Origin of the sequence: Streptomyces sp. NPDC051243 (assembly GCF_044455405.1) — a bacterium.
In the GTDB taxonomy this organism is placed as follows: domain Bacteria; phylum Actinomycetota; class Actinomycetes; order Streptomycetales; family Streptomycetaceae; genus Streptomyces.
The window spans coordinates 482,789-508,537 of sequence record NZ_JBITES010000003.1; the positions used below are offsets into that span (position 1 = coordinate 482,789).

The following is a 25,749-nucleotide window of genomic DNA, read 5'->3' on the forward strand; positions in this document are numbered from 1 at the left end:
GCGCGGTCTGGGCGATTATGTGAGCGGCAGCTTGCGCATCTTAGCTTCGAGCACAGTCATGTTATGGAACCCGCGACGCTTGTTTCTCTCTGTTCCGCGGAAGATGACCATGTCGATCTTGTGCTTCTTGCAAAGTTCACACGGGCAGCGATCCCAAGGGCGGTCGACAAGAGTTTCCCTGTAGTCGTCGACCTTCTTTAGTTTCTTTGCGTCACCGATGAGGGCGTGATAGGCGCGCAAAGCATCGATGACCTCCTGCACGTCGAAATCCTCATCGTCTCTATAACGGCGCAGCAGTTTGAGGCATTCACGTTCAGCTTTGATTGCCGCCGACTGCGAAACCACACCCGCCAAGATCAGTCGCTTTAGAGTAGGGTTTCCATCAACTTGGGGAACCCTAATCGCAACGTACGAACCATCGGCGGTATGGTAGTTGTTCTTCTCATCCATGAAGGCTTGCCGGAATGCCGATGTACTATCGAAACTAGTGACGTGATAATCGGCGAAGCGTTCCATGCTGTCAATGCGGGTAATTCCGAGAAGATGGAACCCGACGTCATGCTTGCGAATCTTGGAAATTTCCTTAAGGCAAGCAATGATTTCCGGCGTCTTCAGCGGAACCATGCCTCCCAAGGCGATGCGCTTGTAGCCCATTTTCTGGAGTTGCACGACACTATCCGCGTAGCTGGCCGGGCTCCAGCCCTGCGCTGCGCCGACTGGCTCCAGATGCAGTTTCCCGTCAGCGATCAGTCTATTGTGACTTTTAGTGGCCTTGAAGAACTTCTCCGCATAATCGAGTGACAGCTCGCGACGCGTTACCCATGCCTCATCGACCTCCTCGTCGGGAGCATCGGGCCGGTACCCGAAGATCACGTGGTCGATACTGATTCCCGCATTGAATCGACACTCAGTGTAGTAGTGGAGAACTTCAGGAGTCTCGTAAGGTGGGCGCTCTTCATTGATGTAAGTGAAGGATCCGCAGTCGCCTAGGCTCTCCATCGGCTCAGGCAGCCCGAAAAATGTCCTCACACCGTCTCGATAAAGCCGCGCCCTCTGAGGGGCGCTGTACTTCCCCGCTCCCTTAATCGACCCATCTACGATGGCCTTGCTGACCAGTATCCCGTCGTAGGGGGCTGGCTTCACTGCCTGATGGGCATACAAGTCGTCCCGCTGACGATGGCGCTCATCGGGGTACTCATCGTGGATAAAGTCATACCTGGGATAAATCTGGTCTTGACTATCAGGGAAGTAGAACTTCACGACGCGCTCGTCCTTGACTGGAGGTAGATGCGAATCAAAAGGTTCGATAGGGTGCTGATATGGCGCGGCAAGTTCTGGAGTTCATTCCACGGGGTGTTGAGTTCCGGCCAGCGCCCCTTGGTCCATCGGCATTGTGGCGCGATGAACGCCAGCTCGGCCTTAGCCCTCTCATAGGCTTCCGGCGAACCTGGTTCTGCGTCGGCTAGTACGCGGTCCATCACTCGGTCCATCAGTCGCCCCATCGAGCGGATGCCGACGCCGTGCATGAGGCGGCTCTTGGTAGGAGACACGCCCCAAGCGTCAGGGAAGGTGTCTCGCACAGCACTCCAGTATGTGACAAGAATGTTGCGCATTGCGTCAGTGTCGACCGTGCCGTTCGAGAGATTCTTGTACGGGAACAATGCGCCCGACGGCTTCAGGGACTCCTCAATAGCCGAGATCAGGCTATTGTCCTTCACCACAGCGTTGGACCGTTTATCCGTGATGGTTGACGCCTGCTTGATCAGTCCCTTGAAGGGAGAATCAGCGTCCTGGTTCAGAGCACTCACCAAGACGGAAGGCAGCTTCTTCGCGGACAGCTTCGTCGGGAGTTTGGTATGCACCTCGGGGAGGAGTTCCGTCACCAGGCTGCCGGGCAGGGGTGACACGGTGTTGACGCGAAGGAACTGATCGCGCTGCACCTGAATGTCCTCAGCCACGAAGCCAGCCACCGTGACAGGCAGCTTGGACCGCCGAGTACGTGCGAGGGCAAGGCTTCGCTGCTGACCGTCCACAATGAAGGCAGGCCTGGGAGCGGTTGACGAATCCGGCAGGGGAATCTCCAACGTCCCGGTCGTGGAGAGGCCGTCTGTACTGTTCGGCCCTCGGCTTCCCCGGAACCGTACCGAGGTGGGCAGAGCAAGGATGAGGCCGTTGGGGAACAGGACGTTCTCGCTGTCGAGGTATTCGAGGATCTGCTGCACATGCTGCTTCTTTTCCGCCCTCTGGTACCCGAACAGTCTGCCTGCCTCGTCCCGAGAGATCCGGGCCACGTCGGCTACGCGGTCAATCTCTCCCGCTTCGAGCGCAAACACATACAGCGGGATGCCCGGATTTTGCTCGATCCGTAGTGCCCTGCGGCGGATGACGTTTTCTGTCACCGTTCCCCCATGGTCCTCTTGTATAGATTCGCAAATCTGCTTTGCTCGCAGGCTTTGCCGTCATCGCGCAAGGCTCGCAGTAGCCGTGTGCGGGAGACGCCTGGCAGCTTCGCTGTCTCCCGCTTGATGAAGACGATCACGTCTTCATCCGACATGGGCTGTCGGTTGTACTGCTCTGGTTTCGTGGTGGCTGCCGCCCACTCGTTCCACGCCTTCTGCGTGGCCGGCGAGATGAGAGTGCCGTCCTTGGAGTGCTGGAGCCACGACTCGGCCATGCGCACATTCAGGCTCGTCAACGTGCCCCCCAGCGCATGGCGCAGCCCAGCGTCGGAACGAACTCGGTGGATTCCAGGGATCTCGCGCAAGCCGCCAATGAGAAGCGCCTCACCCCCGAGGGATCCAAGAGCTAGGAGTTCCTCCTCCATCGCGCTTGCATAGACTTCGGAGAGCGCCATGAGCACCGGCCCCCGCTGGCCGAGTTCCTGGAGCTGGGCTTGGCCGGATCCCGCTTGAAGGTGGCCCCACCACTGGGCGTTCTCCGCTGCAGATGTGGCTACTGAGTCGGCGTGCCGCGTGCTGAAGGTTGCCGCATAGGCAGGCGCAGTCTGCGTCTTCGGCTCCACCGGCTGTAGGCCCAGTCCGGCCGATGCCACCCACAGTTGCGCCTTGAAACCTGCTGCCGAGGCAGCCACCGTCAGTCGGCGAGCTCGGGTCCAGTGATCACCGCGGTAGAGGTCCGTGAGCGAGGGCAGGGAGGCTCCGCCGCGTGCGGTCGCTGTCTGGATGCGCTTCTGCCAGTTACTGGAGCGTTCCTCCACGCTGCCCTTCGGCAGGTTCCTGGCGCACAGAGCTGCGTCCGGCGTATCGACCTTGCGGTCGGTACACGTAACCACCAGCGATAGTTGCCTCACGCAGCTCGACTCCTGACAGCCATAACTAGTACCTGATGGCGGTTACTCTACCTGCCAGTTATCACGCTAGGCTGCACGCGTACATGACGGTCTAACTAGGGAGTAAGGCATGGGACGTCCTGCGATCGTTTTGCTGAGCGGTGGTCTGGACTCGACCACGGTTCTGGCCATCGCGAAGGACCAGGGCTACACGCCGTATGCCCTCAGCTTCCGGTACGGCCAGCGCCACAGCGTGGAGCTTGAGGCTGCGAAGCGCGTGGTCGCGGCCCAGGGTGTGGCCCGGCACGTCATTGCTGACATTGACCTGCGAGTTTTCGGTGGGTCCGCACTGACCTCCGACATTGACGTGCCCAAGCACGACTCCCTGGACCACACCGAGGAAGGCGGCGTGCCGATCACCTACGTGCCTGCACGGAACACGATCTTCCTGTCGTTCGCTCTGGCGTACGCCGAAACTGTCAACGCCAGTGACATCTTCACTGGTGTAACTGCGGTCGACTACAGCGGTTACCCGGACTGCCGGCCTGAGTACATGGAGGCGTACGAGCAGATGGCGAACCTGGCCACTCGCGCCGGGGTCGAGGGCACGCAGAAGCTCAAGCTGCACTCCCCGCTCATCTCCATGTCGAAGGCCGACATCGTCCGTGAAGGCCTGCGCCTCGGCGTGGACTACTCCCTGACCTCCTCTTGCTACGACCCGGACGAGCAGGGGCGGGCGTGCGGACATTGCGAGACCTGCCTGCTCCGCCTCAAGGGCTTCGCCGAGGCCGGCGTCACCGACCCCGTGCAGTACCAGGGCGCGTGAGAATGACCTACCTGGTCAAGGAGATCTTCTACACCCTGCAAGGCGAAGGTAGTCACGCAGGTCGCCCAGCCGTCTTCTGCCGCTTCTCCCGGTGCAATCTGTGGACGGGCCTGGAGAAGGATCGTCACCGTGCGATCTGCCAGTTCTGCGACACAGATTTCGTCGGAACCGACGGGGAAGGCGGCGGCCGGTTCCGGACCCCGGACGACCTCGCTCAAGCCATCGAGCAGGCATGGCCGTCGTCGTCCAGGGAGCACCGCTTCGTGGTGTGCACCGGCGGCGAACCGCTCCTACAACTTGACGAAGCGGCGATCGACGCCCTGCACGCCCGCGGCTTCGAGGTGGCCGTCGAGACGAACGGCACCCGCGTACCGCCGAACGGCATCGACTGGCTCTGCGTCAGCCCCAAGATTGGCTCCGAACTCGTCGTGACCAGCGGAGACGAACTGAAGCTGGTCTACCCCCAACTGGGTGGCGACCCCCGTCAGTTCGAGCACCTGGACTTCCGGTACTTCCGGCTCCAGCCCATGGACGGCCCGGACGCTGAAGCCAACACCAGGGCGACGGTCGACTACTGCATGAAGAACCCGCGCTGGATCCTCTCTCTCCAGACGCACAAATATCTGGGAATTCAGTAATGGAAATCTTCCGCGAGTTCACCTTCGAAGCTGCACATCGCCTGCCCAACGTGCCCGAAGGCCACAAGTGCGCGCGCCTGCACGGCCACTCCTACAAGGTCATCGTCCATGTCGAGGCTCCCGTCGACCCCGAGTCGGGCTGGGTCATGGACTTCGGCGACCTCAAGAAGGCATTCAAGCCCCTCGAAGCGCAGCTCGACCACTACTACCTCAACGACATTGAGGGCCTGGAGAACCCGACGAGCGAGGTCCTCGCCCGCTGGATCTGGGAGCGGCTGAAGCCGACCCTGCCCGACCTCTCCGCGCTCACCGTCCGCGAGACGTGCACGTCCGGCTGCACCTACCGGGGCGAGTGAGCGATGCACGACATCCAAAACGAGACCGACACCCGCGGCATCGAGATCGACGAGGTCGGCATCAGCGGCCTGCGCTACCCGCTGTACTTCGAAGACGGCCACCTCCGCCAGGAAGGCATCGCCGAGATCGAAGTGACCGTACGGCTCCAGCATGACCGCCGTGGCACCCACATGAGCCGCATGGTGGCTCTCGCCCACGAGCACCTTCGCCGGTTCGATCCGCGAAAGCTGCCGCACGTGCTGAAAGTCGGTGCGGACCTCCTGGATGCACCGGCGCTCGCGGTGTCGGTAGCCGTCCCGTTGAGCACGACCGTAGTCGCGCCAGCGACTGGCGCCGAGTCGTACCAGGTCCACGATGTCCAGTTCGACGGCCGCTGGGACGACGGAGACACCACGGTGATCACGTCGGTTACGACCGAGGTCACCAGTCTGTGCCCGTGCTCGAAAGCGATCTCTGACTACGGCGCCCACAACCAGCGCAGCCGCGTCACGCTGTCCGTGACAGGGCACGGGGACACTCCCTATCCCTTTGGGGTGCAGCAGGCAGTTCGACTCTTGGAACGGTGTGCGTCCGCTCCCGTCGTGCCCTTGGTGAAGCGTCCGGATGAACGTGCGCTGACGATGCAGGCGTACGACCACCCTGTGTTCGTCGAAGACATTGCCCGTGAAGTCAGCCACGTCTGCCGCGACCGGGGTCTTCGTCACTCGGTGAGGGTCTGCAACCTAGAAAGCATCCATAGCCACGACGCAGTCGCATACGTCGCCGGGTGAGTGAGCATCGGGTAGAAGCCACTGCCGCACCGTTCTGCTCAGAGCAGGTGGAGACCTCGACAGAGCAGTGAATGATGTGGCCCATGCCCTCGCATCCATTGCTGGACGTTGAAGCCGTTGATCTGTTGGAGCCGTACCTGGAAGACGTGGGGAGCATCGTCCGAGCCTTCCGCGACCAGGACTCCGGCTGCCAGTCTTACGGGGTGGCTGTCGGCGATGAACGGTGGTTCGTGAAGGGGGCAACCACTCCGCTGGCAGCATCCTCATTGCGCCGAGCCGTGGACGTACACGGCGAATTGCAGCACTCGGCGATCGTTCCCCTGCGGCACCACTTCCAACTCCGAGATGGCCTGGCGCTGGTCTATCCCTGGGCCGAGGGTGAGGTCCTGTATCACCCCACAACCTATGCACACGGGGGCCGCGCAGCCCCAGACAGCCCGGTTTCGCAGGCTGCCTATCCCCGACATTCTGCAGGCGTTGGACGAGGTCCTGGACGCACACCTGGCTGTCGAGCAGGCGGGGTTGGTCGCGGTCGATCTCTATGACGGGTGCTTCCTGTACGACTTCGAGGCGCACCGCATGGTCTTGTGTGATCTGGATGAGTACCGGCTTGGGCCCTTCATTCTTGAAGACGAAAGACTTCCAGGGTCGCGGCGCTACATGGCGCCCGAAGAGTTCATCAGGGGCTCGACCATCGACATTCGCACGACCGTATTCGTGCTTGGCCGCGCGCTGCGTCTACTCCTGGACGCCGGTGATGAGGAGCAGGCGTGGCGCGGCTCTCGTGCTCAGTTGGCCGTGATTCAGCGTGCGACGGCCGACGACCCCGCTCATCGGTACGGCTCTGTCGAGGCGTTGACGCAGGCATGGCGTGGCGTCTGTGGTCTCGACAGTTGATTTCTAAGGTTCGCGACTGGGCTGAGCGAGTGCACAGCCGAGGAGGGTGCATGCCATCTTCGTTGTCCGACGAGACTGCGGTCCCCGAATTTTCGGGTAGCTCGTCGGGCCTGGCCTGAAACAGCCCTGGCAGGTTGTGGCCAGGATCCCGCTGAGACTGTGGATGGCCATCGTCCTCAGAGCCGCCAGCGCCGGCGGTCCGCCAGCCATCGCAGAGTGACCTCGCCACACCATGTCTGGTGCTGGCGAATGTAAGGGGACCAGTCCGCCGGTGGCTGCGCGCCGGAGACTAGGAAGAAGCCCGAGAGGGCGGCGAGGACAGCATCGAGCTGTTCGCCGTTCACTCCTCGGGCCGTGGGATGAGTCTGGAAGAGGGCGGTGGCATCGTGGCCGTCGGCGTACGCGGTGGCCAAGAGCAGTACGAGGTCGAACCAGTTGGCGCCCAGGCAGGGCCAGTTCCAGTCACAGATCCATCCGGTCCCGTGGGCGTCGATGAGTACGTTGTCTTGACGCAGGTCGTGGTGCAGGACAGCGTTGCCGGCCACCGCTGGGCGCCATGATGATTCCAGCTCAGCCAACGCTTCCAACTTGTCGCAGGGCACCCAGTCAGGAAGGGAAACCTTGGGGCTGGGCGTACCGAAGGCTACGGTGCGCCAGTCGTCGAAGTCGCCGCCGTCACCGACCGGCCTCAGACCGACCTGTTGAAGTTGCTCGGACGGTTCCGCGAGAGCCTCGGCGGTGACAGCGTATGTGGCAAGGGTGAGATTTAGGTCGTCGGTCGTCCACGGCGCGCCAGGCATACGTCCGCCTTCGACCGCGTCAAAGGCGATCACGAGCCACCCTTCCTGCTCGTCCAGCCACCGGATGCGGGGAGCTGGAACGGCCGACGGGAGCGCCTCGTTGATCAGTGCCTCGCGCCGGTAGCATTCGGCCACCACCGTGTTGGTCCGGGCGTCGACAGCTTTGACGAACTGGGAGCCGTGAGTGCCCTCGACCACGGCTGCGTACCCGCTGGTGAAGCCGCCCCCGGCGCTCTCCTCGGCGTGTACGGCACCGCCGAGATGGCGTTCGATGAGATCGCGTACGTGTTGCGGAAGCTGTGACCAGCGCGGGCGCGCGGCAGTGGAATCGTATTGAAGCCGCGGGGTGAGGATCTTCGGCATGCAGTCAGGGTGAAGGAACGCTCGACAGCGCGCGACAGGTTTCCTGCTGATTTCTGATCGTCAGCGGCGCGTGTTTCCCCTGAATCGCGGAGTTCTCATGCTGGGTACCAAGGTCAGGAGACGGCATACAGAGGCAGGGCCGGCATGACCTGGGCAGGAAGGAGCATCGGTCCTGTGAGGTCAGCGGGTGCGTCCAGGCCGTCCAGGAGCACGATGATCCGGTCGATGTTGATGAGGCGCCGCTGCCCGGACTCCAGCATCGACAGGAACGACTGGCTCAACCCCGTTAGGAGAGCCATGTCCTCCTGGCGGAGATGGCCGCGCTCTCGTACGAGTTGGCAGAGTCTGCCGAAGTCCCTCTGGAGTAGGGCGTCTTTGACGTCCTGGTGAGACCAGACCTGAGCGGGGACAGAGGGGCGAGCCGGATGGGCTGCTGTCCTACTGCGGTTGCAGCCGGAGCAGATGCTGTCGTTGTTGTACCGGCTCAGGCGGCACCCGCAGGTGGTACACCGGCGACTGGCGCGCGCGGTTGCAGTTACCTCGGTGGTTCGCGGCCCCGACACCCTGATCGTCCCCCTCGTCGAGTGTTCAACTTTTGGGCTCCGGCCAGTGCTCTGCCGGAGGGGCCAATCACATCTGCGATCAGTACCGCGGAGTATCACTGGGGCTTGGTGAAGCCGCTCAACATCGGGCGACGTGACTTTTCAACATCCGCTTACACATGGGTTCACACGGGGCAGACTTAGAGTCCCGATCATGGTGAGTAATGGGCAGGCGGTAGGCATGGCCAAGAGTCGCGCGGGGTGGCGTCCGGACCAGCTTCGCGCCATGCGCGAAGCACATGGTCTGACGCTTGAGGGTGCCGGTGAGCGGCTACGTGAAGTGGCGCGCGCCGCTGGACTCACTGTGCCGGCAGCAAACTTTCAGACCCTGTGGCAGCACGAGCAGGGCGAGGTCTACCCCGGCCCCCACTACCGCAGGGCCTACTGCCTTCTCTACCGGTCCACCGAGCCCGAGTTGGGGTTTCGGAAGGCCCTGCCGGGCGAGCAGACGCAGTTGAAGCTCACCCCAGCGCAGGTGGAGCCTCTCGGCGACCACGTACTGGCCGTCGAGCGCGCGGTGCTGCAGATCGCTCCAGGCGACGACGCCGGCAACGACGGTCAGGAGGTTCAGCAGCGGATCATTGACGCGTGGAAACGTCGCCACACAGGCGGCGACCCGAATCGGCCAACCCTGTTGATGGTGGGTGGCTTCGCCGGAAGCGGGAAGTCGGAGTTCTCGAGGTTCATTTCACGGCTCACCGGGTGGCCCGTTCTCGACAAAGACCCCATCACGCGTCCGCTCGTTGAACGTCTACTTGTCGAGATGGGAAGCGACCCAAATGACCGCCACTCCCAGGTATATCGGCAGAAGGTGCGGCCTTTGGAGTACCAATGCCTGCTGGAGACCGCCTATGCCAACGTCGACTGTTCGATCAGCACGGTGCTCACCGCACCGTTCGTGGCTGAAGTGAACGACGTGCAGTGGATGCGCCGGCTGATCAACCGCTGTGAGGCACGGGGCGTGACCGTGGCGGTCATCTGGATCCGGTGCGACCTGGAGACTATGCACGAGTACATCAGCTTCCGTTCAGCAGCCCGCGACAGTTGGAAGTTGCAGAACTGGGAGGAGTACGCCTCGACCGTGGATCCGGAACTACGACCAGCTGTACCGCACTTGGTGGTGGACAACCGTCTCGGCGCGGCCATATCCCTCACTGATCAGGTTCGGCAGATCTTTGGGACGGTATTCGCATGAACCAGGGCATCCTGTTATACGGTCCTCCCGCATCCGGAAAGGACACCGTCACAGCGGCGCTTTGCGAACTCAACGACGCATATTGTGCGTTCACGCGCCTGAAGATTGGCAGTGGCCGCACCCATGGCTACCGGATGGGTTCGGCTGATCAGCTCACAGAGCTGGAGGCGCGCGGGGAGGTGATCTACCGCAACGATAGGTACGGCAACATCTACCTCGTGGACCGACCCGGCCTCGTCCAGGCCACGCAGGAGGGGCGCATCCCCATCCTCCATCTAGGGCAGATTGCAGGCCTTGAGGCGGTGGTGGAGAAGTTCGCCGCGTCGTGGACCAGTGTGCTGCTGTGGTGTTCGAGGGAAAGCACCGAGATTCGATCCAAGGGGCGCGGCGATAGCGACACGGAGGCCCGCCTGACAGCCTGGGACGCTACAGCCGAGGACATCAAGGCGAGCCCGGATTTCGCCTGGGATCTGCAGGTCGATACTGACGCAATGTCCCCCGCAGAGGCGGCACAAGAGATTGATCTTCTGACTCGACGAGCTATTTGATCACCAGGGCACTACGGTTCGTCGCGTTCCCCGCAGTCGTGGTCGACGCAGAGGTGCGAGAGGGCCTCGTCGATGGTGAGCTCGCGCTCTCGGGCGCCCGACCACCGGCTGAGGACTCGGCTGGCTGCACGCATCAGCTCGTCCGGCAGCCCGGCCTCCCGCAGCAGGGCTGCTGCATCGTCGAGTTCCGGGCCCCAGCGCCAGGCGCGGGACGCTGTCTTGGGGATGTAGTCGATCTCGGTCAGGTAGCTGCCGCCCCGTTTGCCTGCGATCTCAAGGAGTTCGCCGGCAACGCCGCTGGCATCGGCGACGCCGTAGGCGAGCGCCGCCAGGACACGGGAGGCCTTCTGATAGCTCGAGTACGACAGCTTCAGCGCGGAGGCGGCCCCTACCTCGGCGCCTAGCACTTTGGTCTTCACATCACTCTCGCTGAACAAGGCCGTGGCGTGGGTACAGCCGTCCGGGTTTCCGGACAGATACAGCGTGGGCTGCTTGCCGCCCGTCGGCGGGGAGCCGACCACCGCACCGTCGATGACCACCGCACCGGGGAGAAGCTCTGCGACATCCTTGACGCGGCGCGGTGTGATCGCGTTCGCCTCGATGTACAACTGGCCGTCGAGCTCGCAGGCAGCCACCTGCTGTGCGACGTCCACCGCAGCCGCAGGCGGGCACAGAGACAACAGCACGTCGGCGCGCGCCACCAGCTGCCCAAGGTTCTGAACGCCTTCGAGGCCGGCGTTCTCGGCGCGGGCTCGGGAGCGGCTGCTGCGGCCGTCCGTGCACCACAGCACCCGCACGTTCTGCCTGCGCAGCTGGGCGCCGAAGGCAGCGCCCATGCTGCCGGGGTGTAGCAGCCCAACCGTGATCGCTTCAGAATCCACAACGATGTCCTCTCAACTCACCTCGGTGAGCAGCAGGTCGATCGCCTGCCGTACGTCGGTGGTGACGTGATCCGGCGCTACGTCACCACCGGGCCATGGCCTACTGCCGCTGATCCAGATAGTGCGCAGGCCGGCCGCGCTACCCCCGCGGATGTCGGTGTCCACTCCATCACCGACCATCCAGCCCTCTTCCCAGGGAGTGCCGCCGCAGCGGGCCACGGCGACGTGGAAGGCGTCCGCTTCTGGCTTGCGTGCCCCGATCTCTTCTGAGATCACGATGGCGTCGACCGACCCTGTGAGCCCTGCAGCGGCAATCTTGGCGCGCTGGATGTCGGCGGCTCCGTTGGTGAGGATGCCTAGTCGCCACCGTGCGGCCTGCATCTGCTCCAAGCCCTCGATGACGTCCGGGCGGCGGGGCACCTTGGCCGCGATGCCGGTCACGTAATGGCCCCAGAGTTGCGCGGCCGGCTCTTCGAGAACGAGCTCGTGACGCAGCCGCTCGAAGGTGGCCGGGTAAGCCCTCTCCTGGAGCGCGTCAACGAGGTGTGCTTCTGCCAGGCCGTGGATGACGCAGAAGTCGGACGCCCACTCTGTGAGCGCCCACTGGCGGTTGAGGAGCGTGTTGTCGAGATCGAAGAGGGCCAGCCTTTGCATAGGGCGAGACCCTAGCTGGACCCGGTGGCAAGCAGGGCAGCCTGGCCGGGAGTCCTTGCCTGTTGGCGTGGCGCCGTCAACGGTCAGAGGAGAGTACTGGCGACGCCAGCCTCAGATTGCGATCACTCCAAGGGAAGTGCCCCGTGTAGCGTGGCTCGGCTGAACAGGTCCGGTGGGACGTGGTCCTGCCGGACTACTGGCTGCCGATCGAATGGCCCGCCGACGCCGAGGCGCCCACCGATTACTGGCTGTCCAATCTGCCGACGCAGACTCCGATTGCTGACCTGATCTGTCTGGCCAAGGCCCGCTGACGCATCGAGCACGACTACCGCCAACTCAAGCACCGCCTCGACCTGGACCATGCCCACCAGGACACGCACGACCCAAAGATCGAGGCAGGCCAAACGCAGTCCTACTGAGGTCGTTTTCAAAGTCATCTTGCCCAGACGACACCAAGAATTCCTCAGCCCGGTAGCACGCCTAGGATCTCCGGACGCACCGTCACGCGGCTTACGTACCCGGTGCCCGCGCCTCAGGCAGCCTCCCCGGCCTCATGCGGGCCCGGGGAGAGCAGGGGGGTTTTGCAGAAGTTCGTGGAGCAGGGCCAAGGCACGGCGAAGCTCATCAACGCGTTCCTTCGCCGTGGCCACGACGGGTTGCAGCCACGGGTCGACCACTATGCGCTCGCGCAGCTTCTCGGCCGCCCGCCTCCAGCCTCGGTCGGGGTCGTCGAAGACCTGTTCCCGCAGTTCGGCGGAGACAGCGTCGATATGGGACTGTAGTTCCCGGCGGCGCTTGCGCTCCTGTTCAGCGGCGAGTTTTTTCTCCACGGATTCCTGGACCAGCGGGGCCAAGCCCGCGGCCACGGAAGCGAATTCGGCGAAGAACTCCGCCCGGGGCAGCCAGGTGCGGGCGCTCTCCAACCCTTCCTTCGATTTGAACGCAGCGTCCGCCGACGCCAGGTACGCCTCGACGGATCCGGCATCGGCGGCTTTGCGAAGCTCCTCCTTGGCGGTCTGCACCGTCATGCGGTGCCGCACCCAGAAGCTGGCCTTCACCGCTGCGGAGGCGCCGTCCGTGAAGTGGGTGAGGGATCGGGTCCCGTCGGGGGATGCGGTGCGGTCCGCCAGGTCGTGGATCCACGTGTCGAACTGCTTGGCGGCCGGGCGTACACGTTCGATGTCGATCTCGGCGTCGGCCTCGGCGGCCAGCTCCTTCAGCTGCCGGTCCCGGGTTGCGTACCAGGACTCCAGGTACTCCGTCAGCCGGTGTTGTGCCTCTGCCCGCAGCCCCGCCTCGCTCATTCCGTGCATGCCGGCGATGCCGTGGAGGGCACCGTCGATTCCGGTCTGCAGCTCGACGGACGCGGCGTCCACGAGTGTCTCCAGCTTGACGAGCAGAAGTTTCCTGCGCGCCTGGCGGGAACGGGCCTCCTCCAGCACGGGTTCGAGTTCCGCGATCTCTCGGGTGGCCGCCTCTGCGGCGCGTTTGCCTAGCAGACTCCAGTAGCGGATGCGTCCGGCGGCCCTGAGGTCGTGGAGCCGTTCGCCGAGTGCCGCCAGGTCGGCGCGCAGATCGGCCAGCCCGTCCCAGTCGGCGGCGTCCGCGTAGTCGGAGCGGGAAGGCTGCGGCTCTGCGCCGACTTGGGCGTAGGGGTCGGCGGCCACGATGTGGACCCGGGGCCGGACGTCCTGGTCGCCGAGGTCCAGCATGCGGTCGAGTTCCGCGCGCTTTCGGTCGCACAGGGAGCGGAATCCCTCGGGGCTGTCCAGCGGGTCGACGCCGGCTGTGTCGGATTGGGCGATGACCAGCAGCAGGGCGCCGGGGTGGAACAGTGGCCGCGGACTGGTGGAGTAGAACGTGCCGGCGGCGAAAGACCTGATCCACCGGGCGTCGTCCGCCAGGAGTTGCGGGGTGATGACGAGCAGCAGTGCGTCGGTCCGCGTTACGGCGTCGGCGGCCTGCCGGTCGTGTTGGGTGTTGCCGCCGACCGTGCCCGGGGTGTCGACGTAGGTGATGCCGCGGGAGTCGACCTCGGAGGTGGTGGTCGTTTCCTTGCGCCCGCTGATGGTGAGCCACTGGGGGATCGGTGTTCCGTCCTCCACCAGCAGACGCTTGACCAGCGTTGATTTCCCAGCGTCGTAGGGCCCGTGCAGGGCCACGGCGATGGACGGCCGGTCGGCATGCCGCTGCCAGTCCTCCTCTGCCGTCCGCCGCCACTGCTCACCGTGGACCGTTGCGACGGTCTTTTGGACGTTGCCGAACCAGGACTCGCTCATGCGTCCTCTCCCCCTGTGTGTTTGTCCGTGTGCCGTCGGGCCGTTTCCAGTGCCGTGCGTGACAGCGCGATCCGCGTCTCCGCCTCGGCGAGTGCGGCCTCGACCGCCGCCACGTGCCGGTCGCAGTCGTCCGCCAGCCCGTACAGTTCGGTGGTGTGCTCCCGCAGGGTTCGCAGGGCCGGCTCACGGTCGCACAGGTCGCGGGCGCGTTCGCGGCCCCAGGCGTGCAACTTCCTGACGGACTCGGCGCGCTCGCTCTCCCGCTCCTCTCGACCACGGATGTCCTCGACGAGTTCCCACACGCTCCAGGCAGTTCCGGCGATGCTTACGGCCGGCCCCGCCGTCTTGAGGAACCGTGCGCCGCGTGCGCCCTCCTTGGCAGCACGCGCCACCTTGTCCAGTCGGGACAGTACGCCGGACACTCGGGACAGCGCCGGCCCGATGGCCCGGGAACGGCGGCGGCCGCCCTGCAACGCGGCCACGTCCACGTTGGCGGCTGGCGCTGGTCCAGTCGTGGCGGTTGCGTAGGCCACGGCGCTGCGGCGGCGTGCCAGGGAGGCGTTGGTGTCATGGACCAGGCCCTCCACCTGGGCGTGGGTGGCGCGGGCCCACTCGTCGGCCAGCTGAGCGAGCTCTGGGTCGGAGGCGATGCGCTCCAGCCGTGCGACGACGGCCGCGCGGGCGTTCTTGTCGGGTGTGGCAAGTGCCCGGCCAACGAGGTCTTCGACGAAGTCGGCGACGACTCTTTCCAAAGCGGAGGCGCGTTCCGCGGCCAGCGCGCGGGCGGCGGCCCGTCCTGTGCTGGCGTCACTGCGGAGCCTTAGCAGCCCCTCCTGTTCTGCTTGGAGCTGTTCTGTGGCGGCCTCGGTCTCCTCGACCAGGGCGGTCAACAGGTGGACGGCCCGGTCCAGGATTGCGATGTCCGCGGCGACCGCCTTCAGTGCATCGCGGTGTTCCAACAGGGCATCGGCGAATGGCGCGACGCCGTCCCACAGGGCGTCGCCTACCGTGCCGCCGTACGGGGCAGGGGAAAGACAGATAGGTGTCGGCCACCGTCGATGCCGGTTCACCGTCCTGCGCAGGGCCTCGTGTAGCTCCGCCTCCTTGTGCGCGCATAGCGCCGCGAACGCGCGGGGCGAGTCCTCCGGATCGATGCCGATCTCGTCGGCGCGGCCGATGACGAGCAGCAAGGGCGCGGCTCGCTCGGGGCCGAGCACCGCCCGGGTATCGGTGAGGTCGCCGGCGAGGGCGTTGGCGTTGAAGACGTGGACGATGACCGTGGCGCCGGCCACCGCCAGTTGCGTGTCCTTCGGTGAGGCGTCCTCCCGGCTCTGGAAGCCGGGCGTGTCGACGAGAAGCAGGCCGCTCCACGGGTACTCGGCGACCTTTCGCGTCACCTGACCACCGCCCGAGGCGAGCGACGACGGGACCGATCGCCCACTCGCGCGGAGCAGCCGGGCGATCAGAGCCGACTTCCCCGCGCTCTGGTCACCGCAGAAGGCCACGCGGACGTGTCCGTTGCTTGCCAGTTCGTCCAGCTCTGCGACGACAGCCGCGGTTCGCGGATCGGTAGACAGGGCGGTTCGCTGGCGGTCCAGCCATGCACGCCCGGCGCCCTGCGCGGTGGCGGACGCGGTGAGTGCATCCGCCACCCTGGGCACGACGTCGATGCGCGGCGCCGCCGGTATGACGCGCGAGTCCGGCGTAGTGCCTGGCTGCCCCTCGGCGATCCACCCCTCGGTCCATGCCTCGCCGAGCCACAGGTCCGCCGCCCGGCCCACGTAGAGCTCGCACTTGGCCGCAGCCCGGTGCAGGACGGTACGCGGGTCGTCCTGCGTGTCCTTCGGGGGGAGGCTGTCGAGGAACTTCTCCATCGCGCTCAGGCGCGCCGCGTGCGCCGCCGAACTCTTGCGGAGCATCGTCGCGTGTGCCACGGCATCCGGAAGTGCCTCGGCCAGGCACTGCTGGGCGGCGGTGGTGAACGCCCGGCCGAGATCCGCCAGAAGCTGGTCGAACGCCTCGTTGACCGTCCGGCGTGCGTTGGCCCGCGCCCGTCCGAGCTCCTGCTCATGGCGGGCGGCGGCCCGCTTCCGCGACCACGACCCGAGCAGGTCCAGCGTCAGGCTCGCCAGCGCGGCGCCAAAGCCGACTGCGAAGAGGCTCCAGCCGAGGGGATTCCAGATGTTCGCCAGGGCCAGACCACCGACGAGGCTCGCCCCGATGCCGGCAACCGACAATGTCACGCCCGTCCGATGCAGCAGCCTCCCCTTGGCTCCTGCGATTCGCACTCCACGGTCCGTCACGCATTTCACGTCTGCGCGAACGTCTTCCGCCACCAGTTCGAGGTGGGCCTTCAGGAACGTGGTGAAGTCGTTGCGTATCCCGGACACGGCATCGGCGATCTCGTCGCCCCCGAACACTTGGTCGGCAAACCTCTCGGGAGCAATCTTCCGGCGCTCTGCCATCGCCTGGTCGACGAGCTGCTCAGCACGGGCCAGCGAGGCGGCGCGCAGCGGGCCGATCCGGGCGGTGACCAGCTGGTCGGCGTGGTGCAGCGCCGACCCCCTGGACGGTGCGGGGAGGCGGCGTCCGCGCAGGGTCTCAAGGTGCGAGAGCTCGGCAAGGACACCTTCGACGGCGCGTCGGTCGGCACTTTCACCGGTGCGGCCGAGTGCTTCTGGGGCGCCTAGAACCGCGAGGACGCGTTCGATGCCGAGTTCTGCCTGTTCAGCCAGGGTTTTGAGCTCTTCCCGGGCGGTGGCGTAGTTGGCTGCGGCGCGTACGGCGCAGGTGCGGACCTGTTCGTACAGGGCGGTCAGGCGGAGCCGGGTGGCGTGACCGCCCACTGCCTCGACGAGTAGCGATTCCAAGGCCTGGAGGTTGGACCATTCAAGGAGTACGTCCGCTGATCCGGCCTGGCTGAGTCGCCGCAGGAACCCCTCCGCGTCGTGGCCGGCGTAGGAGCCCCTGACGCGAGCGAAAGACGCGTTCTTGGCGCTGAGGGCGATGACCGTAGTCCCGGCCAGGCCGATTGACCGCAGCCCTCGGCTGATTTCGTCCGTGTGCTGGCGCACCGTCCTGGACAGGCTGCGCCGGGCGCGGACGGTCTGCGCCCGTGGCGGGTAGCGCCAGGCGGCGTTGCGCACGTTGAGCACGGCGATCGCGGGTTTGCGGTACGCGACCACCCATTCCGCAACGGTCCGGAACTCGGCCGCCCGCTGGTTCTGCGTATCGAAACACAGGACGACGAGGTCGGATGCTGCGAGAGCCGCGAGCGCCCGGGCGCGCAGTTCCTCGGGGTCCTCCGATCGTCCCCATCCTTCGACGCCAGGGGTGTCGGTGACGCGCAGTTTCCCCGAGACGATGTGGTGAACTTCGGTTGTCCAGTCGCTGCTGCCGGGGGAGACCCGGCTGCCGTCTCCGCCGGTGAGGGCCTCCAGGAGACTGCTCTTGCCCGCGCCGGTCCGGCCGAACAGGGTGATGTTGAACGTCTCCAGGTGGACCATCCGGTTGCCGACCGCGTCCTCCATCTCCTGGAGGACTTGTTCAGCGAGGAGTTCGTCCTGCTGGGCGAGCATGGTCGCCGCATCGGACGCCCGGACCCGGACCGCCCGTACCTGAGAGGCCAGTTCCACTATTCGTGACCGGAGCGCGTCGGCGGCGGCCTGACTTTCCTCCACCGCCCGCGCGCATGCGTCCTGCAGCCCCGTGGCCTGGGCAAGACCGAACCCGCCGCCCCCCGTCATGTGACGCCCCCCACGTCCGACCGATGTCCCATGCCATGTTTACCCGGAATCGCAGGAAATCGATCTCGTGATCGGGAAATTACCCTGAAGGGGGAAATGTGAACAAAATCAGAGCAACGTTCGTCCGCTCTTGAGCGACATTGATCGGGTGCGGAGAGCGGGGATTCGGCTTCGGTAACGCCCCCCGACGGGTGGTCGGCCCTCCGCGTCGACTGGGAATCGACGGCCCGCTACAGCGTCCGCAACCCTCGCGGAGCGGTTCGAAGTGGTTGAGCGGAGGGGGCGTCATGCTCCAAAGGATGAGCCTTACAACAGCTCACAGCCCATACGATGGGCAACTCGGGGCATAAAGGGTCCGCACTCGAGCTGTGGTCGGGGGACGCGTCGCGTCTGCGCTGCGCCCCAGGGCTGCCGTAGCGCATCGCTGGGGCGCAGTCACAACATGCCCCGACGACCCGCCGGATGTGCCTAGAAGTCGTACACCGCGAAGTCCGTGACCGGGCGGTAGTCGATCCGCTGGTACAGGCCGTTGCTTGTGGGGTTGCCTAGGTGCGCGAACAGCAGCACCTCCGCCGCCAGTGCCGCCCGGGTGCCGTCCGGGGTCGACCAGAACGTGATGCGTCCGTGGTCGAAGCGCGTGTCGGCCCATGAGCCAGCGTCCGCGGACAGCTTTCCTCACGTCTGGCAGGTGTACGAGCCGCTCGGACCTCAGTCAATGCCGCGTTCTGCGCCAACCTGGTCCAAGAAGACCGTCGGCCCCTGCCGGGCCGTCGAGACTGCGCTGCGGTGTCGAACTCGCGCCACGCGGTGCCGCCGAACTAGAGTCTTGTAGGCCAACAAGGATGATCAGAGATAGGAGGCCGTGTGCCAGCGGCCCAGCGGATTTCAAGCCGTAATGCTCGTTTCCAGCAGTGGGAGTCGTTTCTCACCAACCGAAACAAGCGGACAAGGGCCAGGGAGTTCCTGGTGCAGGGAGTCCGGCCGATCTCGTTGGCGGTGGAGCATGGCTGGACGATCCACACGATCATCTACGACGCCAAGCGGTCGCTGTCTCGTTGGGCGGAGGACATGCTGCGCACCACGAAGGCCGAACGTGTAGCGATGGCCCCGAGTCTGCTGGCCGACCTGGGCGAGAAGTCAGAAGACGCTCCGGAGGTCGTCGCGGTCGTAGAGATGCCCCCTGATGATCTTTCCCGTATCAAGGTGGGGCAGGGCTTCCTCGGCGTGACCTTCGATCGTCCCACGAGCCCGGGAAACATCGGCAGCATCATTCGCTCCGCCGATGCGTTCGGGGCGAACGGGATGATCGTGTCGGGCCATGCAGCCGACGTGTACGACCCGAAGTGTGTGCGGGCCAGTACGGGGTCGCTGTTTGCTCTCCCTTCGGTCCGAGTTCCCGCGCACCGGGATGTGGCCGAGTGGGTTGAGGCGAAGCGAGCTGAGGGCACTCCGATCGTGATCGTCGGCACGGATGAGCACGGTGACTGTGATGTCTTTGACTTCGACTTCACGCAACCCACGCTGCTGGTGATCGGCAACGAGACCTCCGGCCTGAGCAATGCGTGGCGTGAGACGTGCGATCGCATGGTCAGCATCCCGATGGGCGGGGCCGCGAGTTCCCTGAACGCGGCGAACGCAGCGACAGCCGTGTTGTACGAGGTCTCCCGCCAGCGCATCGCCGCAAAGAAGCAGTCCGGCTGATCCTCTGCGGTCACATCCAACGCTCGCCGTGTGCTGCCCGCTCGTAGACCGTCAGGTACTCCTGGGCGATCTTGACGTGGCCCCACCGGTCCACGGCCGTCTTGAGTACCTCCTGAGCCGTCGGTAGTCCGTCCAGGATCTCGGTCGCCGCGGTAGGCGTGATCTCTGCCGTGGAGGGCAGGACCGTGCCGACGCCGGGGACGATCTCGGGCAGGCAGCCGTTGCTGCTCGCGATCACGGGCGTTCCACTGGCGGCTGATTCGGACACGACGGTTGCTCCGGGCTCGACCCACGGACCGCCGAAGGGACCGCCCCACATCTGGGAAAGGACGAGGATCGCTCTCGCGCGGGCGATGAGTTCGGTACGGGCGCGGCCACCTACCTCACCGATGTAGTCGGCGGTGTGCGGATAGTCGGCGAGCAACCTCTCCAGATACTCCGGCTCCCAGGATGGGCCGGCAACCTTGAGCGGCAAACCCGCGGCATGCGCGAAGGCAGCTGCTTCATACGCGCCTTTGTGTGCGGAGACTCGACCCATGAACAGGAGATAGTCGTCCTTCTCTTCTTGGAACAGGCACCGCTCCGGGTTGACCGGTAGGCGGATGACGGGTGCTGTAAACGACCCTGCGTTGCGACGCTGCGCGGCGGAGACGTAGATCCCGTTCTCCCTACGCTCGGGCACGCCGTTGAGATGGTGCGTGCTCACAACGGGCCAGTGACCCTCAGGTGGAAGGGCCGCGGTGTTCGAGTGGTCATGGACGACGGCCGGGTTGAAGTCGTCGATGGCGGCACGGATGTCGCCGGGCTCCAGGGAAGCGGACACGTTGAGGCCGCTACGGGCCGGACTGCCGGGCGCCCCAACGAGCAGCACTTCACATCCTGCCTCGAGGAGCCCGTCTATGAGAGTCGCAGCCACCCATTGGATGCCTCCGTACCCCTGGGGCGGCACGGTTATCCATTGGGTGGGGTCTGCGCCGTACCGGTACGGGGGGATGATCATGGCGAGCTTCATCAAGCATCTCTCTCGTTGTGGTGGTCCAGGCCGCAGCCAACGCCACTGGTGCGGCGACGCTTCTGGCGGCTAGGGGTGATGTCGGACAAGCTGGCCAGGCTCCAACTGGCCTGCTGTGCTGGCCGTGAGCGGAGGATCCGGAGGTCCTTGCGGACGGCTCGATATGTGTCTTCGATCCCTGGGGCCAGCTTGTCGGGTGCCAGCCAGCAGTCGTCGGGCATGAGCAGGGCCGACTGGCAGCCGAGTTCGAGGGCCGGCGTCGCATCGTGGTCGGGGCGGTCCCCGATGACGAGGACCTCAGAGGCCTTCCAGCCGAGTTGGTCGAAAGCCCAGCGGAAGAATCTGGGGTCAGGTTTCGACAGGCCCACCACGGTGTCAAGGGCGACGAGTTCGACCCTTTGTCCTATCCCCAGCACCTGCAGGGCCGTGTGGCATTCGGGAGGCTGGTTCGCGACGATGCAGACGGGCAGATGCTGCGTGAGTGTCGCGATGGCGTCGACGGCGCCGGGAATCGGCTGAACCAGGGATGTCCATCTCTGCCGTACGTCCAGCCAGCTGTCCCTGGCCGGTGGCTGAGAGAGGAAAGTTCCGGCTTCACCGCGGTAGAACCCATTGATGTGCTCCAGGAAGAGCGACACGGTCAGGCCCGGTTCGACGTGCCGGATGCGCTCGTAGGTTCCTTGAATCCAGGCGAGGTCGAAAGGTTCGTCGTAGTAGATGACGCCTCCGACATCGACAGCGATCGACGTGTATCCGCTCGGGCTTCCTGCACGCGCCGACGCTGGTCGGGACGGTGCGGGGGAGGGGGCGGGGCTGATGTTCCTCACTGGTCACCGCCCTGGATCGTGAACTGCCGCAGCCGGCCGGTCCTGATGACATCGTCCAGCGGGCGGCGCCAGGACGTGGCTACCCGCAGGTTCTCCGGCAGTTGGCCCACGGCGAGCATCATGATCACGATCTCGTGGCTGGAAATCTCTGCGACGGCGCGTAGTCGCCGATCGGCCTGGCTGTCCACGGACCAGTTGAGGCAGCACGTCCCTATGCCCAGAGCGTGGAATGCGTGGAGCAGGGACATAGCGAACATGCCTCCGTCGACCCAGCCCTGGTTGCGTTCCCCGGGATACACGAAGGTCCGCAGGTCGACGGTGATCAGCAGGATGTGGCTGGCTGTGTGGCCGAACCCTGCATTCCCGTTTTGACAGGCGAGGACAGCGTCTGCATGAGGGCCGCGGGGGAAGACGTTTACCGACCAACTCTGGCGGTTGCACACGGAAGGCGTGTGCTGTGCGGCGGTGACGGCTGCTGCGATCTGTTCCTCCGTGACGGGGTCGGCAGCGAAGTCCCGGATGCTGTACCGCGAGGTGAAGAAGTCCAGAGAGTCAAGGCGGCTGGCTTTGTAGATAGTTTCGCGGCTCACGGCCTTCGTGCCGCCTAGCAGTCCGGCAGGTCGCAGTTGTTCATTGAGGCCGGCCACGGTGCGCGTGAGTTCGGGGACCCACTGTGGTTCGGCAGCCGCATGCTGGGAGTTGGCGTCGAGGTAGCCCTCGACCGCGTCCAGGGCGGCCTTGCATACGTCTTCGTCGCCGCCCAGGCGTGCGTACAACGACGTGTTGTGCAAGACTCGTTGGATGATCGATTCCCCGAACCACGGCTTTGGACTGGGGATGGCGAGACCCTTCTCCACACGGTGCGTGTCCATCGTCACGAGCGCGCGGAGTGTCGCGAGATGCCTCGGCGAGAGGGCACCGGAGTGAGCGATGAACCGTTTCGCGTCGTAGTAGTACTCCCGGCTGAGCAGGGTGAGCTTCTTCAGCCAGCCGTTGCGGGGTCCGTCCGTTCGGGCTTGGCAGCGCACCTGCGTGCTGTCGACCGTCATGCCGACACCTCGTTGTTGATGGCGGGCAGCAGGGTGAAGTTCATCCTGGCGCGTTCGAGGAGATCGGGCAGCCGTGAGGTGAGGGCGCTCTTCATGGTCTGGATCTGCAGGCCATGGAGGAGCTGCTCGGTGGTCTTCTCGTCCCCTACGAAGGTGTCGACGTCGAGGTGCACCGAGTCGAGGGGGATGTCGTCGCCGTAGGTGTCGGCGAAGACGCCGAGGAACTTCTGCGAGTAGCCGATGGCGAGCGTCGGGGTCTTGGTGGACAGCGCGCCGATTGCGGCATGGAGACGCTCGGCGATGACGAGGTGCGCTCCGGCTGCGAGGCCTTTGTAGTCGGCTGCGGTCAGTGGACCGGTGACGGCCTTCACCAGGGGATGGCCTGCATGCCGGGCGAGTTCAGCGACGAGGACGCGATCGTCGTTGTGGCTCCGCGAGTCGTGGACGTGCGGGAGAAGAAGCACCGGGATGCCCCACTGCTTGACGAGACGGTCAACGAGCCGACCCAGTGCGCAGTCGTGTGCGGCTTCGTTGAGGTTGCGGAACCTGGCTATTCCGCGGCTTGGAGCAACGCAGACATACGGCTCGTCGGATTCGATGCCCAGGGCCGTGAGGAGGCTTTGGACTCGCTCCTGCGGCGCGGGAGGGAGCAGGAACGCGGGGTCGGCGGTGAGCTGAGCCATTGCGGCCGAGAGGCCGAGCTCCTCCTGGACGTAATGCTGCGAAACGCGTTCGCGGAGGGTCAGAACCTCACACCTCTCGGCTACCCCAAGCCAGGACTGTGCGTCTTCCCGGCTTGTGAACGGGCCGATCGAATGCGCCAGCATCGCAACGGGCACACCGTGGTTCTGGGCTGCTATGGGTGCGGCTAGGTAACGGGTGCTCACTCCATAGTCCGAGGTGTAGATGTCTCCGCCGGTCGCGACCAGCAGGTCGGCCTCATCCATCAGCGCATCGCGTCGAGTATTGGCCTGCTCGGTGGTCTCGGCTGGCCGATATCGAGTCCACGACTTCGAAGTGACGAACGGGTCGGCCACGCAGTCGACACCCCATGGGGCAAGGAGTTCTTGATCAAAGGTGGGGGTCTGTGTCAGGACCCGGATGCGTGTCTCACCGTGTTCGTGGAGTCCCGCTGCGATCGATGCGACAAGCGCCTCGACTCCTCGGTTCTCACAGCTGGTAACACCTGTGACGATGACGTTGCGAACCATGGTCTCTCCTGTCACTGCAGGAACTTCACGAGGTCAGCGAGGACGCGTTCGTAGTTGAAGGCCGCGTACACGCGGGTCTGGATGTCGGCGAGACGCTGCCGGTACGCGACGTGATCGCGAAGCATCCGCGCCAGGGTTTCGCTTGGCTCGGCCCCCAGGTAGAAGTGCTCGGCGCCGTCGCCGTACACCGGCGCCAGGTAGGCGAGGTCTTCGGTGAGAGCCGGCAGGCTCCCTGATGCGAGCGTTTCGAACATCCGAGGCGTCAGGAGCCGCTTCTGCGCCAGGACAGGCCGGACCAGGATGGGGTTGATCGCCGAGCTGGCCATCTCGCTGACGACGTGCCCAAACGGAACTGAGGCCGCTACCTCAACCCCACGGTCTGAGAGCCAGTTCGGCTCGGCGATGGTCGCCTGTTCGTGTCCAGGACACGTCCCGCCGTCCCACCATCGGCCGCACACTCGGATGCGTTCGATGCGGGGGTCTGCTGCCGCGGCGGCTCGTACGACATCGGACAGCGTCTGCCAGCGCCACCAGTTGCTGCCGATGTACTGGAGTTCATAGGGCAGTTGGTGGGGTTCCGGCGCGTTCGTGGCGCGCCTGTGGATTTCCGGCATGCCGAAGTAGGGAAAGTATTCGGCTCCGAGCGGCAGTGCTGGGGCTGTTCGCGGCTGGAGGATGACGTCGCTGAGCTGTGCATACAGGTTGTTCCAACTGGCGGCGGTGTAGTTGCTGTGGGAGTCGTCCAGGCCCACGGTCATTGAGGGGCCCCAGTGGGCGTCGGGATCGATGATCAAGCGGCGGTGCCTGGGGACCTGCTGACATAGATCGATCTGTGTGTCTGAGAGGAACTGCCGTCCTTCGAAGACGAAGACGAGGTGCGTGGCCCAGTTGACGTCGTCCACCAGCGGTAGGTGCTGCGGTACCTGGGCGTCCAGGCGAGCGAGTTGACCGGAAACGGCGATCTCGCAGGGCACGCTGGCCGCTGCCTTGGCGTATGCGGCGATCACGTGGCTGGAGCCGGCGTTCCAGTGGAAGTTGCCGGCGAAGAGGATGCGGATGCCGGTCATCACCGTGCACTTTCCTGCGTAGTGGCCGCGGGGGCGGAACGCCGACCTACCGGCCCAGGGCGCAGGTTCACGAGGTGCCGATGTCGGCGCCGGCGCTCGATGATCTGCGGCATCTGTAGGCACAGCCATGCGATGGCGAGCACGGTTTCGTACGTGCCTCGCAGTGCTGTGGTTTGCCCGCCGACACTCTTGCCTCGGAAGTCCTTCCTCAGCCACCGCCCGGCGAGCCGCAGTGCATTGCGCGGAGTCCAGTCGACATCGGTGGACAGGTAGTAGTAGCGGTTGCGACGCATGTAAATTCGCCGGTATCGGCCGTTGCCTGCCCCGCCTCCGCCCTTGTGTTGGATCCCGAGGTCGAGGAGTAAGGCGACGCGCCATCCAGCCCACCTCGTCCGGCGGCATAGGTCCGTCTCTTCGTAGTAGGTGTGGAAGACCTCGTCGAACAGGCCCACCGTGCGGAGCGCGTCGGAGCGTACGAACAGAGCGGCACCTTGCACATAGGCGTGCTCGAGTGTGTTGGGTGCTCTCCCCTCTTCGGGCCCGGCTGGTGAGGGATGGTCCTTCCAGTCGGCGGCGAAGGCATGCTGTTCTCCGCACTGGAGCGCGAGCTTGGACCACTCGTTGTACTCGTTGAGGCGGTCCGATGCGTCGCTGTACGTGTACTGCAGGGGGCCGACGATTCCGTACTCGGGATGGCGGTCCATGAAGTCGACTAGGTCTCGGATGAGTGTCGTGGGAGTCCTGGTGTCCGGGTTGACCAGGAAGATGTAGTCCGCGCCCGCGTTCAGTGCATGGCGCAGCGCGACGTTGTTGGCCGCGGCGAAGCCGAGGTTCGTATCGTTTCGGATGATGTCGACCTGAGGGAAGCGGCGTACGTCGTCGATACTTCCATCGGTGGAGGCGTTGTCGACGTACATGACGTCGAGCTCCAGGTCGGTGGTGTCGCTCGCGGTCAGGGAACTGAAGCAGTTGTGGAGCCACTGGCGCTCGTTCGTTCCGACGGTGACGGTCACTACCTTCCGCGGATATGCCGCGTT

23 protein-coding genes and 2 pseudogenes are annotated in these 25,749 nt (G+C 65.1%); 9 read left to right on the plus strand and 16 right to left on the minus strand.

Translation table 11 applies throughout. The features are described 5' to 3' along the window. Positions 1-15 precede the first annotated feature (15 nt). From dpdA to ACIBAG_RS09430, 3 genes are read right to left on the minus strand one after another with little or no spacing between them, the layout of a single operon-like run. On the minus strand, positions 16-1,260 hold the full coding sequence (dpdA, locus tag ACIBAG_RS09420) for a tRNA-guanine transglycosylase DpdA (protein WP_399102776.1): 1,245 nt from the start codon (positions 1,258-1,260) through the stop codon (positions 16-18). Then, entirely contained in the window at positions 1,257-2,399 is a 1,143-nt protein-coding gene (dbpB, locus tag ACIBAG_RS09425) for a DGQHR domain-containing protein DpdB (protein ID WP_399102778.1), read from the minus strand. Before dbpB ends, dpdA begins: the two co-directional genes overlap by 4 nt. Then, the gene (locus ACIBAG_RS09430) at positions 2,396-3,310 is read right to left on the minus strand and encodes a hypothetical protein (RefSeq protein ID WP_399102780.1); all 915 of its coding nucleotides are present in this window, start codon (positions 3,308-3,310) and stop codon (positions 2,396-2,398) included. The genes dbpB and ACIBAG_RS09430 overlap by 4 nt, the downstream gene beginning before the upstream one ends. Before the next feature lie 109 nt (positions 3,311-3,419). Between ACIBAG_RS09430 and queC the strand changes: the two genes are divergently transcribed. From queC to ACIBAG_RS09455, 5 genes are all read left to right on the plus strand, one after another. Further along, positions 3,420-4,115, plus strand: a complete 696-nt coding sequence (queC, locus tag ACIBAG_RS09435) for a 7-cyano-7-deazaguanine synthase QueC (RefSeq protein WP_383883063.1) — start codon at positions 3,420-3,422, stop codon at positions 4,113-4,115. A 2-nt stretch (positions 4,116-4,117) separates the two neighbouring features. Continuing rightward, entirely contained in the window at positions 4,118-4,753 is a 636-nt protein-coding gene (queE, locus tag ACIBAG_RS09440; RefSeq protein WP_399102782.1) for a 7-carboxy-7-deazaguanine synthase, read from the plus strand. Beyond that, positions 4,753-5,109 carry a 6-carboxytetrahydropterin synthase QueD gene (gene queD, locus ACIBAG_RS09445; protein WP_030951629.1) on the plus strand — a complete coding sequence of 119 codons (357 nt, stop codon included), beginning with the start codon at positions 4,753-4,755 and terminating at the stop codon, positions 5,107-5,109. Before queE ends, queD begins: the two co-directional genes overlap by 1 nt. Before the next feature lie 3 nt (positions 5,110-5,112). Next, positions 5,113-5,880, plus strand: a complete 768-nt coding sequence (locus ACIBAG_RS09450) for a GTP cyclohydrolase I FolE2 (RefSeq protein WP_399102784.1) — start codon at positions 5,113-5,115, stop codon at positions 5,878-5,880. A 477-nt stretch (positions 5,881-6,357) separates the two neighbouring features. Continuing rightward, positions 6,358-6,777 carry a hypothetical protein gene (locus ACIBAG_RS09455; RefSeq protein ID WP_399102786.1) on the plus strand — a complete coding sequence of 140 codons (420 nt, stop codon included), beginning with the start codon at positions 6,358-6,360 and terminating at the stop codon, positions 6,775-6,777. 176 nt (positions 6,778-6,953) lie between these two features. On the opposite strand, the gene ACIBAG_RS09460 is transcribed toward ACIBAG_RS09455, so the two are convergent. Beyond that, positions 6,954-7,940 carry a phosphotransferase family protein gene (locus ACIBAG_RS09460; protein WP_399102788.1) on the minus strand — a complete coding sequence of 329 codons (987 nt, stop codon included), beginning with the start codon at positions 7,938-7,940 and terminating at the stop codon, positions 6,954-6,956. Positions 7,941-8,053: 113 nt separating this feature from the next. Continuing rightward, the gene (locus ACIBAG_RS09465) at positions 8,054-8,602 is read right to left on the minus strand and encodes a helix-turn-helix domain-containing protein (RefSeq protein ID WP_399102790.1); all 549 of its coding nucleotides are present in this window, start codon (positions 8,600-8,602) and stop codon (positions 8,054-8,056) included. A gap of 121 nt (positions 8,603-8,723) precedes the next feature. Between ACIBAG_RS09465 and ACIBAG_RS09470 the strand changes: the two genes are divergently transcribed. Both ACIBAG_RS09470 and ACIBAG_RS09475 read left to right on the plus strand, forming a co-directional pair. Beyond that, entirely contained in the window at positions 8,724-9,737 is a 1,014-nt protein-coding gene (locus ACIBAG_RS09470) for an AAA family ATPase (protein WP_399102792.1), read from the plus strand. Beyond that, positions 9,734-10,285 (plus strand): guanylate kinase, encoded by a 552-nt coding sequence (locus ACIBAG_RS09475; protein WP_399102794.1) that lies wholly within the window; start codon positions 9,734-9,736, stop codon positions 10,283-10,285. Before ACIBAG_RS09470 ends, ACIBAG_RS09475 begins: the two co-directional genes overlap by 4 nt. 11 nt (positions 10,286-10,296) lie before the next feature. Here ACIBAG_RS09475 and ACIBAG_RS09480 read toward each other — a convergent pair whose 3' ends face one another. Then, on the minus strand, positions 10,297-11,166 hold the full coding sequence (locus tag ACIBAG_RS09480) for a DUF1932 domain-containing protein (protein ID WP_399102796.1): 870 nt from the start codon (positions 11,164-11,166) through the stop codon (positions 10,297-10,299). Positions 11,167-11,178: 12 nt separating this feature from the next. After that, positions 11,179-11,820, minus strand: a complete 642-nt coding sequence (locus ACIBAG_RS09485) for an HAD family hydrolase (RefSeq protein WP_399102798.1) — start codon at positions 11,818-11,820, stop codon at positions 11,179-11,181. Positions 11,821-11,993: 173 nt separating this feature from the next. Here ACIBAG_RS09485 and ACIBAG_RS09490 point away from each other — a divergent pair. Next, positions 11,994-12,128 (plus strand): annotated as a pseudogene (locus ACIBAG_RS09490) (IS701 family transposase); the annotation flags it as partial. Between the two features lie 243 nt (positions 12,129-12,371). On the opposite strand, the gene ACIBAG_RS09495 reads toward ACIBAG_RS09490, so the two are convergent. The 3 genes and pseudogenes from ACIBAG_RS09495 to ACIBAG_RS09505 form a co-directional block, all read right to left on the minus strand. Then, positions 12,372-14,099 (minus strand): GTPase, encoded by a 1,728-nt coding sequence (locus ACIBAG_RS09495; RefSeq protein WP_399102800.1) that lies wholly within the window; start codon positions 14,097-14,099, stop codon positions 12,372-12,374. Further along, entirely contained in the window at positions 14,096-17,845 is a 3,750-nt protein-coding gene (locus ACIBAG_RS09500; protein ID WP_399102802.1) for a GTPase, read from the minus strand. The genes ACIBAG_RS09495 and ACIBAG_RS09500 overlap by 4 nt, the downstream gene beginning before the upstream one ends. 468 nt (positions 17,846-18,313) lie before the next feature. Continuing rightward, positions 18,314-18,505 (minus strand): annotated as a pseudogene (locus ACIBAG_RS09505) (GNAT family N-acetyltransferase); the annotation flags it as partial. Positions 18,506-18,709: 204 nt separating this feature from the next. Here ACIBAG_RS09505 and ACIBAG_RS09510 point away from each other — a divergent pair. Beyond that, a complete protein-coding gene (locus ACIBAG_RS09510; protein WP_399102804.1) occupies positions 18,710-19,546 on the plus strand; it encodes a TrmH family RNA methyltransferase in 837 nt (278 codons plus the stop codon). Positions 19,547-19,556: 10 nt separating this feature from the next. Here the strand turns inward: ACIBAG_RS09510 and ACIBAG_RS09515 are convergent, their stop codons facing one another. From ACIBAG_RS09515 to ACIBAG_RS09540, 6 genes are read right to left on the minus strand one after another with little or no spacing between them, the layout of a single operon-like run. Next, on the minus strand, positions 19,557-20,558 hold the full coding sequence (locus ACIBAG_RS09515) for a glycosyltransferase (protein ID WP_399102806.1): 1,002 nt from the start codon (positions 20,556-20,558) through the stop codon (positions 19,557-19,559). Beyond that, positions 20,558-21,385 carry an HAD family hydrolase gene (locus ACIBAG_RS09520; protein WP_399102809.1) on the minus strand — a complete coding sequence of 276 codons (828 nt, stop codon included), beginning with the start codon at positions 21,383-21,385 and terminating at the stop codon, positions 20,558-20,560. The genes ACIBAG_RS09515 and ACIBAG_RS09520 overlap by 1 nt, the downstream gene beginning before the upstream one ends. Then, the gene (locus ACIBAG_RS09525) at positions 21,382-22,434 is read right to left on the minus strand and encodes a nitroreductase family protein (protein WP_399102811.1); all 1,053 of its coding nucleotides are present in this window, start codon (positions 22,432-22,434) and stop codon (positions 21,382-21,384) included. Before ACIBAG_RS09525 ends, ACIBAG_RS09520 begins: the two co-directional genes overlap by 4 nt. After that, positions 22,431-23,645: a polysaccharide pyruvyl transferase family protein gene (locus ACIBAG_RS09530; RefSeq protein ID WP_399102813.1), complete on the minus strand. Its 1,215-nt coding sequence runs from the start codon at positions 23,643-23,645 to the stop codon at positions 22,431-22,433. Before ACIBAG_RS09530 ends, ACIBAG_RS09525 begins: the two co-directional genes overlap by 4 nt. 11 nt (positions 23,646-23,656) lie before the next feature. Continuing rightward, positions 23,657-24,712 carry a glycosyltransferase gene (locus tag ACIBAG_RS09535; RefSeq protein ID WP_399102815.1) on the minus strand — a complete coding sequence of 352 codons (1,056 nt, stop codon included), beginning with the start codon at positions 24,710-24,712 and terminating at the stop codon, positions 23,657-23,659. Continuing rightward, entirely contained in the window at positions 24,712-25,725 is a 1,014-nt protein-coding gene (locus tag ACIBAG_RS09540) for a glycosyltransferase family 2 protein (protein ID WP_399102817.1), read from the minus strand. Before ACIBAG_RS09540 ends, ACIBAG_RS09535 begins: the two co-directional genes overlap by 1 nt. Positions 25,726-25,749 lie beyond the last annotated feature (24 nt).